10 protein-coding genes, 1 riboswitch and 1 other annotated feature are annotated in these 13,145 nt (G+C 32.4%); of the genes, 9 read left to right on the plus strand and 1 reads right to left on the minus strand.

What is annotated here, in order from left to right; translation table 11 throughout:
* Positions 1-78: 78 nt before the first annotated feature.
* Positions 79-735: a hypothetical protein gene (locus tag AC0N0V_RS01100; RefSeq protein ID WP_474461702.1), complete on the plus strand. Its 657-nt coding sequence runs from the start codon at positions 79-81 to the stop codon at positions 733-735.
* 304 nt (positions 736-1,039) lie between these two features.
* Here AC0N0V_RS01100 and AC0N0V_RS01105 read toward each other — a convergent pair whose 3' ends face one another.
* Positions 1,040-2,923 carry a YgiQ family radical SAM protein gene (locus AC0N0V_RS01105; protein WP_474461703.1) on the minus strand — a complete coding sequence of 628 codons (1,884 nt, stop codon included), beginning with the start codon at positions 2,921-2,923 and terminating at the stop codon, positions 1,040-1,042.
* A gap of 250 nt (positions 2,924-3,173) precedes the next feature.
* Between AC0N0V_RS01105 and AC0N0V_RS01110 the strand changes: the two genes are divergently transcribed.
* The 8 genes from AC0N0V_RS01110 to AC0N0V_RS01145 all read left to right on the plus strand — a co-directional run bounded on the left by AC0N0V_RS01110 (position 3,174) and on the right by AC0N0V_RS01145 (position 13,078).
* The gene (locus AC0N0V_RS01110) at positions 3,174-5,012 is read left to right on the plus strand and encodes an ASKHA domain-containing protein (protein ID WP_474461704.1); all 1,839 of its coding nucleotides are present in this window, start codon (positions 3,174-3,176) and stop codon (positions 5,010-5,012) included.
* A gap of 268 nt (positions 5,013-5,280) precedes the next feature.
* Positions 5,281-5,449, plus strand: a riboswitch (M-box (ykoK) riboswitch).
* Between the two features lie 239 nt (positions 5,450-5,688).
* Positions 5,689-6,951 carry a magnesium transporter gene (locus tag AC0N0V_RS01115; RefSeq protein WP_474461705.1) on the plus strand — a complete coding sequence of 421 codons (1,263 nt, stop codon included), beginning with the start codon at positions 5,689-5,691 and terminating at the stop codon, positions 6,949-6,951.
* 17 nt (positions 6,952-6,968) lie between these two features.
* On the plus strand, positions 6,969-8,192 hold the full coding sequence (locus tag AC0N0V_RS01120; RefSeq protein WP_474461706.1) for an Nramp family divalent metal transporter: 1,224 nt from the start codon (positions 6,969-6,971) through the stop codon (positions 8,190-8,192).
* Positions 8,193-8,422: 230 nt separating this feature from the next.
* Positions 8,423-9,163: a spore cortex-lytic enzyme gene (gene sleB / locus AC0N0V_RS01125; RefSeq protein WP_474461707.1), complete on the plus strand. Its 741-nt coding sequence runs from the start codon at positions 8,423-8,425 to the stop codon at positions 9,161-9,163.
* A gap of 85 nt (positions 9,164-9,248) precedes the next feature.
* Positions 9,249-9,494, plus strand: a binding site (T-box leader).
* 103 nt (positions 9,495-9,597) lie between these two features.
* Positions 9,598-10,509 carry a cysteine synthase A gene (cysK, locus tag AC0N0V_RS01130; protein WP_474461708.1) on the plus strand — a complete coding sequence of 304 codons (912 nt, stop codon included), beginning with the start codon at positions 9,598-9,600 and terminating at the stop codon, positions 10,507-10,509.
* A 25-nt stretch (positions 10,510-10,534) separates the two neighbouring features.
* Positions 10,535-11,131, plus strand: coding sequence for a serine O-acetyltransferase EpsC (gene epsC / locus AC0N0V_RS01135; protein ID WP_474461709.1), 597 nt, complete (start codon positions 10,535-10,537; stop codon positions 11,129-11,131).
* A 153-nt stretch (positions 11,132-11,284) separates the two neighbouring features.
* The gene (gene queG, locus AC0N0V_RS01140) at positions 11,285-12,262 is read left to right on the plus strand and encodes a tRNA epoxyqueuosine(34) reductase QueG (protein ID WP_474464394.1); all 978 of its coding nucleotides are present in this window, start codon (positions 11,285-11,287) and stop codon (positions 12,260-12,262) included.
* Between the two features lie 117 nt (positions 12,263-12,379).
* Complete coding sequence (locus tag AC0N0V_RS01145; RefSeq protein WP_474461710.1) at positions 12,380-13,078, plus strand: lysophospholipid acyltransferase family protein; 699 nt, start codon at positions 12,380-12,382, stop codon at positions 13,076-13,078.
* Positions 13,079-13,145: the final 67 nt, after the last annotated feature.

The raw sequence follows: 13,145 nt of genomic DNA on the forward strand, positions 1-13,145 counted from the left end.
AAATTTTGAATAAAAAGAGTAATATAAAGTAAGCTGTGATAATAAATATAAATAGTAGTAATGTAAAGAGAGGGAAATATGATAAACTTTTATACCTATATAATTTTAATAACTATTATATTTATATTAATTATTGCGGGATTATACTTAAGTAAGGTTTCACCTAAAAAAATCAAAACAATTACTATCATTATAATTCTGTTTATGCTTTTTAAATATATTGCTCTTTCTACACTAACTTTAACAAGTAATATAAAATATTTATATTTACTTAAACCATTTTTCTTCTTAAATTTAATTAGCGTACCATTATTAGCGTTGACAGTATTATATATATTTATAAGAAAAGATAACATTAAATTCTCACACATCTTTATAATAGCTGCAGTGCTTATAGGTTTATACAGTATAGTAATCTATAAATGTCCAAGCTCAATTGAAAATTCAAGAATTAACGGATACACTATGCTGTTTTTTAGGGATGTATATATATATTGGATATATGTAGTTTTAAATACACTTATATTGTTCTTTGCAATAGGACTTGTCTCAAAAAAGAATATTAATAAGGCTGGTATGTATCTTGTAATATTTTCATCGCTAGTAACTGTACTAGAAACAATATTTTGGATTATAGGAATAATAACAGTTGGGGAAAATATAATAGGGGACATGCTTTGGCTGATAACTTTAGTGTATGGGTTGAATAAGGTTAAGAAGAAGAGTGACAAGTAAAATATAGATAAAGCAACATGAAGTTTAACTTACACGCCAGGATATATTGTTAGTTCTTCGGCACTATAAATACTTTTTTATGATTCTAAAGCTTGAACTTTATAAAAACCTAAGAACTTTAGCAACTCGCTTCGCTCAGACAATCTAAAGTTCTAAGATTTTTATAAAGTCCTTCGCTAAGAATCATTAAAAAAGTATTTAAATGTGCTTTCAAAACTAACAATATACCCTTCTGGATAAGTCAAACTTCTAATTGTTTTATCTATAGGATTCTAACTATACATTGTAGATTGTAAACTGTAAGTTATTTTTTTCTACTACTTTTAATATTAGTCTTGTTGTTAGTTTTTCCACCAACATTACTAGCACTTCGTGATTTTACTCTAGGCTGATGATCAGGTATTAGGCAATCCTTTCCGTTTCCAATTAAATCTTCACGGCCAGCCTTTACAAGTGCTTCTTTTACAAGCTTATAATTACCAGGCACAGTAAATTGCATAAGAGCTCTTTGCATATTTTTTTCTTTTTGTTCCTTTGGTATATATACCTTTTCACCAGTAATAGGATTAATACCAGTATAATACATTGTGGTTGATAGGCTGCCTGGTGTAGGGTAGAAGTCTTGAACCTGTTCAGGTGTATAACCCATGTTCTTAATATATTGTGCTAGTTCTATAGAACCGTGTAAATCACTGCCAGGGTGACTTGACATAAGGTAAGGAACAAGAAATTGATTCTTTTTTATTTTTTTGTTCATTTCAAAATAACTTTTACAAAACTTATCAAACACTGCTCGTTTTGGCTTTCCCATTTGTTTTAGAACCTTGTCACTTACATGCTCAGGTGCCACCTTAAGTTGGCCGCTTATATGATGTTCACAAAGTTCCTTTAAAAACTCAGGATTTTTATCATAAGTAAGATAGTCATATCTTATACCAGAACGTATAAATACCTTCTTAACCCCAGGTATTGCTCTCGTTTGTCTCAATAAACTTAAATATTCTTTGTGATCTACAATAAGATTCTTACACGGGGTAGGTGATAAACACTGTCTATGTTTACATACTCCTGCAGTTTCTTGAATTTTACATGCCTTATGTCTGAAGTTTGCAGTTGGACCGCCTATATCATGTATATAGCCTTTAAAGTCTTTTAGTGTTGTCATAAGTTTAGCTTCATCTAAAATAGATTTTTGACTTCTATTTTGAATTGTCCTTCCTTGGTGAAAAGTAAGGGCGCAGAAAGAACAACCGCCAAAACATCCCCTATGGCTTGTAATAGAAAAACTAACTTCTTTTATCGCAGGTATTCCACCTTTAGCCTCATACATAGGGTGATAAGTCCTTGTATAAGGTAAATTATACACTATATCCATCTCTTCTTGGGTAAGTGGAAACTGAGGAGGAGTTTGAATAATATATCTGTCACCATGTTTTTGTACTAAAGTCTGACCTCTTATAGCATCTTGCTCATAATATTCAAGCTTATAGCTTTCAGCATAGGCTACCTTGTCAGTGGATACTTCCTCGAAAGAAGGAACATCTATAAGTTTTTGTAAACTAGTTAATTCTTTAGTTGAATATACAGTCCCTCTTACATCCGTAATCTTACTTATATGCATTCCATATTTTAAAAGGTTAGCAACTTGGGTGATGGTTTTCTCTCCCATACCATATATTAAAAGGTCTGCTTTAGAATCTAAAAGTATACTTCTTCTCACTTTGTTATCCCAGTAGTCATAGTGGGCAAATCGGCGTAGACTTGCTTCTATTCCACCTAGTATAACTGGCACATCTTTGTAAGCTTCTCTTGCTTTATTAGAATATACAATAACAGCCCTATCAGGTCTGTGGCCGCCTTCGCCTCCAGGTGAATATAGGTCATCGCTTCTTTTCTTTTTTGCTGTCGTGTAATGATTTACCATAGAGTCAATGTTTCCAGAGTTTATTAAAAAAGCAAATTTTGGTTTACCAAGCTTTCTAAATTCCTCGACATTATTCCAATCAGGTTGTGCTATTATACCAACTGTAAAGCCCTCACTTTCTAATACTCTAGAAATTATTGCAGTACCAAAAGAAGGGTGATCCACATAGGCGTCTCCAGTAATAAGCACAAAATCCAATTGTTCTATACCACGGACCTTTAGATCTTCTTTACATACAGGTAAAAATCTATTATTTATTTCCATTCATACTCTCCATTCTAATAAGGTTTAAAGTTGACTTTCAACTATAGATATTCAATCTCATAACTTACATTCATCAAGTATATAGTAACTAAGTTATCAGGTTGAATATCTATAATATAAACTCGATAAATCTCATATTAGCATAATAGAGTGAAAATATAAACAAGAAATTTTTGATATAATCAGAGCAGTTTAAAAGACTTTAAAGTTATATTTGTATTTGGTAGAATAATGAAAAGAGGTGGGAGATATGTGTAAGGTTAATGTAAGTGTGCAAGAGGCAACGGATGAAAGCATCAGTAACGCAAATTTAACGGTAATTACAGGAAGAGGAACCTACGAGATAAAAGCAATAAAAGAAAAGTCTATTATGGAAAATCTAATAGATAATAAGATAAAGATATGGGCGCCTTGTAATGGTAGAGGAACTTGTGGTAAGTGTAAGGTGCAGTTGATAAAAGGAGATGTAAAAAGAGGGAAAAGTAATCACATATTGCTAAGTGATAAAGATATAGATCAAGGAATAGGACTTGCGTGCTGTTCTTATACCATATCGGATTGTATTATAAAAATATCACAAGAAAATGATAAAGAATTTGAAATTTTGGATAGCTATAAAAGAGATGATTTTTTGTTTAATCCTGAAATAGCAGTTAAAAAAGTACAGATAAATGAAGATGAAATGGACGGTTTAAGCTTAACAAAACTTATAAGTTCGAAAATAGGAGAAAGCTATGAGTTCTCATTAAAATCAATAATAAAACTCTCAACAGTAATAAATAAAAGTTCAGAAAGTCAGGTTAGTAACTCACTATATGGGAAAAAAGAATTAAGTTTACTAGTAGAGAAAAATAAGATTATAGATGTGTATAGTGAAAGGGAAGTAAAAGCTTTTGGAGTAGCAGTGGATATAGGAACCACCACTATAGTTTTAAGTCTTGTAGATTTAATGAGTGGAACTATAGTAAATAATGTATCTATTTTAAACTCTCAAAGACAATTTGGAGCAGATGTAATATCTAGAATTCAGTATAGCTCAGAAAAAAGTATGAAAACAATTAGTGATGCTGTGAAAGAGGATATTACTCACGGAATAGAAAGAATATGCACAGGTGCAAAAATAGAGAAATCTCAAATATATAAGGTAGCTATTTCAGGCAACACAGTTATGCTTCATCTATTAATGGGACTATTCTGTGAATCTATTGCAGTATACCCTTTTAATAGTGTCATAAATTCCTCAATAGAGATTAAATTCAATGAATTATTTAGAAGTGATACATTAGATTGTACAACTATTATTCTTCCTAGTGCATCTGCATATGTGGGAGCCGACATAACATCAGGAATGGCTAATTGCGACTTTTATAGGTCTGAAGAAATATGTATGTTAGTGGATATAGGTACTAATGGGGAAATGGCTATTGGAAACAAGGGTAAAATACTTTCCACTGCAACAGCAGCAGGACCAGCATTTGAAGGAGCAAATATAGAAAATGGAGTTGGAAGTATAAATGGTGCAATATGTTCTGTGAAAATAGAAAACTCTAATGTTATATATGAGACCATAGGGGGTGAAGAACCTGTTGGGATATGTGGGTCAGCGGTGATAGATATAGTAGCAGAAGCTTTAAGAAATAATTTAATTGATAAGACCGGAAGAATTAATATAAAAAAATGTGAGCAAAATTATATAAAAATAGCAGATGCAGAAGGGAAGAATATAGCCTTCACACAAAAAGATGTAAGGGAGTTGCAACTTGCCAAATCAGCAATCAGATCAGGGATGGAGGTGTTGATTAAAAGTTTTGGTTGTAGTTATGAGAATATAAATAAGTTATATTTGGCTGGTGGATTTGGTAACAGGATGAATATTAATAACGCTATAGCAATTGGTATTATTCCGGAAGAATTAAAGAGTAAGGTTTGTTTGATTGGTAATAGTGCGCTTGGTGGTACTATAAGATATTTATTAGACAAAGATACATATACTTATATAGAGAATATAATATCAGTAACTGAAACTATTGATATATCCATGAGCGAAGAGTTTAATAATTTGTTTATAGAAAATATATCCTTTAATTAGTGTGGCAAAAATTGTTTTTTTCAATATACTATAAGTAGTGAGATTCTATTATAAAACTCAACTAAAAAACTAGATCATTATAGTAGCTAACTGTTCAATTAAATTGGTAGAAAAGAGTTAAAATTCTGCATGAGAAGAAGTAAATTAAAAGAAAACAGAAATAATACAATGTAATCGGTAAATATAAATAGATTTACTATTTTATAGTTGCATTTTAGTTAATTTGTACTATAATTAATAATGTAAATGAAAGTTGAAAACTAAAAAAGTTATATTAAGTTAGGTGAGGCTCCTATACAGATATACGCTACTGCCCGGAAACATCGAGAGATGCCAATGGGTCAACAGGTACTACCGAATCAAGGTTTTACCTAACGTAGCTGGACTTTGAGAAGTCTAAAGCTGTATAGTGCTAAAACTCAGACTGTAAAAAGTTTTAGTTTATGAGAGAGAGCCTTTTTGAGGTTCTCTCATTTTATTTTATATAGGTGGTGTGGTTAAATGGACGCTGGTCCTAGTAGTGGTCGATTATTCTTTAAACAAAAATTAAATAGTATTATGCGGAGGAGCATTTACATCAAATAGATAAAGAACAATTTTCTTTTAAGCATTAGCATTTCAATAATTTCTTATCGTTGTTGTAGATATTCCTCTGTAAATAGAAGGAGGAATATTTATGAAAAAGTTAGCTAGTTTCTTCTTAAGTAAAGTTCTCTACAGGAAAGTTTATGATGAATTTAATGAACCTATAGGGAAGCTTTGCGACATTTATGTAACTACTGATGGTAGTTTCCCAAGGGCTATAGGATACCAAATCAAAAAAGATGGGGAACTAATTAATTGTGAGTTTAAGAATATTACCTTCTACGAAGAAGATAGTAAGGTAATTATAAAAGGCGAAGGTGTAAGAGAAATTATTGTTCAAAAGTATTCATATCTTTTATCAAAACATTTACTTGATAGGCAAATAGTTGATATAAATGGTAAAAAGCTTGTAAGGGTAAATGACTTAAGGCTTACCTATATAGCAGGAGAGTTTAGAGTTGTTGCCGTAGACACTGGTGTTATTGCATTAGGCAGAAGACTTGGAGTTGAGGATTTCGTCAAAGGATGTTACAGATTTTTTCATAAAAGACCTGCAGATAGTCTTATCGTTTGGGATAGTGTAGAATCTCTAGAAATGGTAAACAACAATTTAAAGTTAGCGGTGACCTATAAAAAACTTTCAAAGCTTCATCCAGCGGATTTGGCGGATATACTAGAAGACATGGACATTAATTATAGAAAGAAGGTATTTGAAAGTTTAGATCAAAACTTAGCTGCTGATATTCTAGAAGAAATTGAACCAGAAATTCAGGCAGATATCTTGGAAAATTTGAGTCAAGCAAAACGAGAAGAAGTCTTAGACAACATGCCAAATGATGAAATTGCTGATATTTTAGATGAGGTAGATGAAGAGACAGCGGAAAGAATACTTCTTAACATGGAAAAGGAAGATGCTGATGAGGTAAGGTCTCTTATGGAATATGAAGAAGAAACTGTTGGAAGTATAATGAATAAGGATTTTATAGCCTTTAATATAAGTATAACTGTACAGGAAACAATTGAACTTTTAAGAGAAATGAAACCGGATGATGAGGTATCTCATTATATATATATTATAGATGAAAATGAAAGACTTCAGGGGTTGGTATCTCTTAAGGACCTTTTGTTATCTAATCCTGAAAGTAAATTAAGAGAAATCATGGTGGAAAATATAGCTAAAATAAAAGATGACGAAAATATAGATGAGGCTATAGAAGTGTGTGTTAAGTATGACCTTCTTTCCCTTCCAGTTATAGATGAAAAAGAAAAACTTTGTGGAATAGTAATCATGACTGACATAGTTGAGGATATACTAATACCAACATGGAGGAAAAGATTTAAGAAGGTAGGGTAGAAAGAAGGTAGATAAACATGAAGAGTAAAAATAAGTTTCTAATGATATTGAGTATAATAGGTCCGGGGCTTATCACTGCTAATGCTGGCAATGATGCTGGTGGTGTTACAACTTATTCGGTAGTTGGTGCACATTATGGGTATTCCATGCTTTGGGGTATGTTTGCTATTGCAATAGGTCTTGCAGTGATACAGGAAATGAATGCAAGAATGGCAGTCGTTACTGGTAAGGGACTTTCAGATCTGATAAGAGAACGATTTGGTGTAAAATGGGCTTTTTTTGCCATGCTTACATTACTGGTAGCAAATCTTGGAGTATGTATAGCAGATTTTGCTGGGATAGCTGCAAGTTTGGAACTATTTCATATAAGTAAATATATTTCAATTCCTTTGTTATCTGTTCTTATATGGTTTTTATTAACTAGAGGTGATTATTCAAAGGCTGAAAAGGTATTTCTACTACTTACGATTACGTTTTTTAGTTATATTGTAACTGCTTTTCTTGTAAAGCCTAATTGGGGGCATGTAATCACAAGTATTGTAAGGCCACAGGCTAAGTTTGACAAAGGATATTTTTTAGTGTTAATTGGGATGGTGGGTACTACCATAACACCTTATATGCAATTTTATTTACAGTCATCTATTGTGGATAAAGGAATATCAATTAAAGAGTATAAATATGAAAAATTGGACGTTTATATTGGAACAGCATGGGGAATACTGACAGCTTTATTTATTACTGTGTGTACTGCTGAAACTTTGTTTAAAGTTGGCATAAATATAGATAGCGCGCAAGATGCTGCAGCTGCCCTTGGACCGCTTGCAGGACAATATTCGTTTATCCTATTTGCCATAGGACTTTTCGGAGCATCATTTTTAGCTTGTTGCATAATACCGCTAAGTACTGCCTACGCTGTATGTGAGGCTTTCGGATTTGAAAGTGGCGTGGATAATAAGATAAAAGAAGCACCTGTATTTTTTGGATTATTTTTATTTATGATTTCTATAAGTGCTATTGTTGTCCTTATACCTAATATATCACTAATTAATATTATATTAGTAACTCAACAGTTAGCAGGTATCTTATCCCCAGTAGTATTAGTTTTTATGATAATACTTATAAATGATACCGAGGTAATGGGTAAGTATGTTAACACAACTATGCAAAATTTTATAGCAAAAGCTACAGTGTTACTTATAGTAGGTTTAACTGTATTAGCGCTTGGGTCAAATTTCGTATAACAGCAATTAAAGTAGAATTAAATTAAGATGTATATACTTGATAAATACATCTTAATTTAATTCTACTTTTTATATTTGGGTAAATTTAATATTAATAGGAAAATTACTCCTTAAATTTCCAACAGTAACTATTTACTGTTGACTTTTTTGCGTGTATTTTTTAAAAATTTGTGCACACACTAAGTTCATAGAGCGAATCATAACCTCATGCTATGATAAGGAGTGATTATATGAAAAAAAGGATTTCTAAATTTAGAAAGGAAATAATTTATGTACTTGCTATTATGTTTACATACAGTGTCACAACTATAGGTGTTGCTCCTTACAATAATGCAGCAAGAGCTATAGCCTATAATTACGGTGATAGAGGAAATATAGTGTTAGAAATACAAAGAAGACTTAAAGCTTGGGGTTATTATGAGGGTGATTTAGATTCAATATATGGTTATAGAACTTATACTGCAGTTAGGAGTTTCCAAGGTAAACAAGGACTAACAGCAGATGGAATAGCAGGGAATGCAACGCTTAATGCATTAGGAATTAATGCAGGACAATATGCGACAAACACCGCGACAAACACTGCTGCAAAAGCTCAAAGTGCTAGTAAGTATACTACAAACAATCAAGATGTAATGCTGCTCGCAAGACTGATAAATGGAGAAGCAAGGGGAGAGCCTTATGAAGGACAGGTGGCAGTAGGGGCTGTAGTATTAAATAGAACAAGGGATTCTAGGTTTCCGTCAACTATTGCTGGTGTTATTTATCAACCTGGAGCATTCACGGCAATAGTAGATGGTCAAATCCATTCTAATATGGAGCAAAACTCTATAAATGCTGCAAGAGATGCTTTAAATGGTTGGGATCCATCAGGTGGAGCGGTATATTATTTTAATCCAGCAACATCAACTAGTAAATGGATATGGTCAAGACCGCTAATAAAGGTTATTGGTAAGCATAGATTTTGTAGATAAACAGATTTAAATTAATATTAAAAATAGGTTGACAAATTTGAAAATCATAATATAATATAATTATAGAATTCATAGTAAAACACTCAGAAATACGTTGAAAAAGGAAAGTAACTTAAAAGGAGTTTTGCAGAGAGGAAGCCATTTGCTGGGAGGTTTCTAAACAAGTTTTATGTGAAGTGCCCTTTGGAGTAATGTACCGAATTAAGTAGGCTACATCGGGTCCACCCGTTATAGTGGTAGAGCATAGCGCTGTGCTTGAGTATCGAGTTGGAATCTTGATTGTTTTAAGATTCAATTAGAGTGGAACCGCGGAGTTTACTCCGTCTCTAAGTTTATAGAGACGGGGTTTTTTGACGTTAAAAATATTTTTAAGCTCATAGGGAATTATAATAATAAATAATTAAAATTTTATAATAAAAATGGAGGTATTAATAATGATATTTAGTAATGCAATTGATATGATAGGAAACACACCTTTATTTAAGCTTAGCAATATGGTTGATAATAACATGGCGGAGGTATATGTAAAACTTGAAAAGTTTAACCCAGGTGGAAGTGTTAAGGACAGAGCAGCACTTGGAATGATTGAAAAAGCTGAAAAAGATGGAATTATAAAACCGGGTGATACTTTAGTTGAGCCAACTAGTGGTAATACGGGGATTGCACTAGCTATGATAGGAAAATTAAAGGGATATAAGGTTATCATTGTTATGCCAGAAACAATGAGCGTGGAAAGAAGAACTATGATGAAGGCTTATGGAGCAGAACTTGTGCTTACTGATGGTGCTAAAGGAATGAAAGGTGCTATAGAAAAGGCATCAGAAATAGCAAATGATAAAGAAGGATATTTCATCCCACAGCAGTTTATTAACGAAGCTAATCCAGTAAAGCATTATGAAACTACTGCGGAGGAAATATTAAGTGATTTAAAAGATTTTGATGTATTTGTAGCAGGCGTTGGTACAGGTGGAACAATATCAGGAATTGGTGGTAAATTAAAAGAACGTAATAGTAATATAAAAGTTGTAGGTGTTGAGCCTGCTAAATCACCTGTAATATCAGGCGGACAGGCTGGACCACATAAAATACAGGGAATAGGAGCAGGATTCATTCCTGATATTTATAAAAAAGAATTAGTAGAAGAAGTTATGACTATAACAGATGAGGATGCTTTTGAGTATGCAAGACTTATGGCAAAAGAAGAAGGAATTTTAGTGGGAATATCATCTGGCGCTAACATAGCAGCAGCCATAAAGATTGCAAAAGAACTTGGTAAGGGTAAAAAAGTAGTTACTGTTGCACCAGACGGAGGAGAAAAGTACTTATCAATGGGATTATACGATTAGTTCCAATTCATGGGGGGGAAGAGTTATGAGAAATCCGTTTAAGTCATTATCTTATGATTTAAAAAGTGCTATGAAAAATGATCCTGCGGCTAGAAACCAAATAGAGGTATTTCTTCTATATCCGTTTGTTCATGCACTTATTGGATATAGAATATCGAATGTTTTATATAAGAGAAAGTTCTTTTTCTTAGCGAGATTAATATCCCAACTAGCTAGGTTCTTTACAGGCATAGAAATACATCCGGGGGCGACAATAGGAAAAGGATTGTTTATTGATCATGGCATGGGTGTGGTTATTGGAGAAACAGCAGAAATAGGAGATAACGTAACTTTATATCATGGAGTAACTTTGGGTGGTACTGGAAAAGACACTGGAAAGAGACATCCAACTGTAGGCAATAACGTCGTTATAGGAAGTGGTGCTAAAATTCTAGGACCTATAGTTATTGGTGACAATGTTAAAGTGGGTGCAAATTCAGTAGTTTTAAGAGATGTACCATCAGATTGTACAGCTGTTGGAATACCTGCTAAGTATATTCACAGAAAGCCTGCTCCAGCAGTGATAGAAATCAAGGATTATAAAGGAAGAAAAAAGAGTATATATAATGAAATGGTGATATAGTATAATTGGGGATGAGTAACTACGGGTTGAAATGAGTATATTTTCAGCTCTCAGTTCCTCATCCTTAATTACTTTTATACAGAGAAAGTTTCAGAGTAGATAGGTATCGGATAATTAAAATTTTACCTGATGTAGATTTGGGTTTAAGAGGTGATGAATGTGAATCATAAGGAGCGAATAATACAATACTGTAAAGAATTAGGGATAGATGTTATTGGTTTTACAGATTGCAGGATATTTAGTGAATTAAAACCTTATTTTGAGAATAGAAAAGAAAGAGAATTAGAAAATGAGTTTGAGGAAGAGGAGATAGAAAAAAGAATAAATCCATTCCTATACATGGAAGATGGAAAGACAATAATATCTATTGCTTTTCCGTATTTGTTTGATAATAATTTTAAGGGAGCTATAAATTTCTCAAAGTATACTAGAGGTAAAGATTATCACGCTGTAGTTTCTAGTTACCTCAAGAGGATTTGTGAATTTATAGAGGGTTTAGGTGGAAAAGCAATACATTTTGTTGATAGTAATGCACTACCTGAAAGGTACATTGCAACTCAAAGCGGAATAGGTTTCCTAGGTAAAAATAATACTCTTATTACAGAGAAATATGGCTCGTATGTGTTCTTAGGTGAAATAATAACGAATCTTAGTATAGAAAAGGATAAGCCTTTAGAAAACAAGTGTGGAGATTGTAATCTGTGTCAAACTGCATGTCCTACAGGTTCAATTAAGGTTGGAAATAACCCCAATATATGTTTATCGTATATAACGCAGAAAAAGGATATAGAAGACCAGTGGTTTAAGAAGTTTAAAGGGAGAATGTTTGGTTGTGATACCTGTCAAATTGTATGTCCTTATAATAAAAGTGCAGCCTTTTCTAACTTAGAGGAGTTTAGACCTAATGAATTTATGAATGACATTGCCATAGAAGAATTAATTAATATAGATAAAAAAACTTTTAAAGAAAAATATAGTCAAACATCCTGTGGTTGGAGAGGAAAAAATGTATTACAAAGGAATGCATTAATCAATGCGATTATTTTAAATAAAGATATGAAAATAGGAGAAATTACATCACCTTATGTAAAAAATTATTATGATAGACTTTTAGAGTTTTTCAAACTATAATTTATATTGAAGAGTAAATTTTACATTATTTTATAACTTGATTCGATCTGTGATGAAAGTAATCCTTAAATTACAGAGTATGATTGAGTATATGCATAATGAAAGGTGGGCATTGTTATGATTTCTCCTGGAGTGGCCAAGATTATAGGCTATCTTCCTAAAGGATTTGTTCAGGTTTTATCAAGAAAGATAGTAAATGGATATTTAAAAAAATATGCTGATATAGAAGTTACAGGATTAGAGGATTTAAAAAAGGTAAAAGGACCCATAATATTCGTATGTAATCACTTAAGTAATTCGGATGCATTGGTTATAAATAAGGCTTTAAGAGATCAAGACATAACTTTTATTGCAGGCATAAAATTATCTGACAACCCTTTAACTAGCATTGGTATAAATATCACCAAGACTATAACTATAAGGCCGAACACTGCGGATAAAGAAGCTATATCCAAAGTTATAAAGACATTAAAAGATGGTAATAATATTCTTATATTCCCAGAGGGAACACGAAGTAGAACTGCGCAACTGATTAGGCCTAAAAAGGGAGTTGTTCTAATTCAGAAGTTGACTAAAGCGTCAATAGTTCCTCTTGCTGTATATGGAAGTGAAAAACTCCTTCCTATAAATAGCAAAGATATGGGGTTAGAAAAGTTTCATCATGCTAAAGTTAATATTAATATTGGAAAGCCAATGGAACTTCCTGAAAAGTATAAGGAAGAAGACAAACGTGATTATGAAGATAGGGCTATGGATTTTTTGATGAGAAAGATTGCCGAACTTTTGCCTGAGGAATATAGAGGAATATATGGATAAAAGAACAGCCGTGGAATAGTATCTACGGCTGTTTTCATAGAAATATACTTGTAGTCATAATTTTAAT

Source organism: Clostridium sp. CS1-1 (assembly GCF_056135525.1).

Bases quoted from the DNA above. Each gene is read 5' to 3' on its own strand.
- epsC (WP_474461709.1), top strand. From the start codon at position 10,535: ATGAGAAATCCGTTTAAGTCATTATCTTATGATTTAAAAAGTGCTATG.
- AC0N0V_RS01145 (WP_474461710.1), top strand. From the start codon at position 12,380: ATGATTTCTCCTGGAGTGGCCAAGATTATAGGCTATCTTCCTAAAGGA.
- queG (WP_474464394.1), top strand. From the start codon at position 11,285: ATGAATGTGAATCATAAGGAGCGAATAATACAATACTGTAAAGAATTA.
- AC0N0V_RS01115 (WP_474461705.1), top strand. From the start codon at position 5,689: ATGAAAAAGTTAGCTAGTTTCTTCTTAAGTAAAGTTCTCTACAGGAAA.
- AC0N0V_RS01120 (WP_474461706.1), top strand. From the start codon at position 6,969: ATGAAGAGTAAAAATAAGTTTCTAATGATATTGAGTATAATAGGTCCG.
- AC0N0V_RS01105 (WP_474461703.1), bottom strand. From the start codon at position 2,923: ATGGAAATAAATAATAGATTTTTACCTGTATGTAAAGAAGATCTAAAG.
- sleB (WP_474461707.1), top strand. From the start codon at position 8,423: ATGAAAAAAAGGATTTCTAAATTTAGAAAGGAAATAATTTATGTACTT.
- AC0N0V_RS01100 (WP_474461702.1), top strand. From the start codon at position 79: ATGATAAACTTTTATACCTATATAATTTTAATAACTATTATATTTATA.
- AC0N0V_RS01110 (WP_474461704.1), top strand. From the start codon at position 3,174: ATGTGTAAGGTTAATGTAAGTGTGCAAGAGGCAACGGATGAAAGCATC.
- cysK (WP_474461708.1), top strand. From the start codon at position 9,598: ATGATATTTAGTAATGCAATTGATATGATAGGAAACACACCTTTATTT.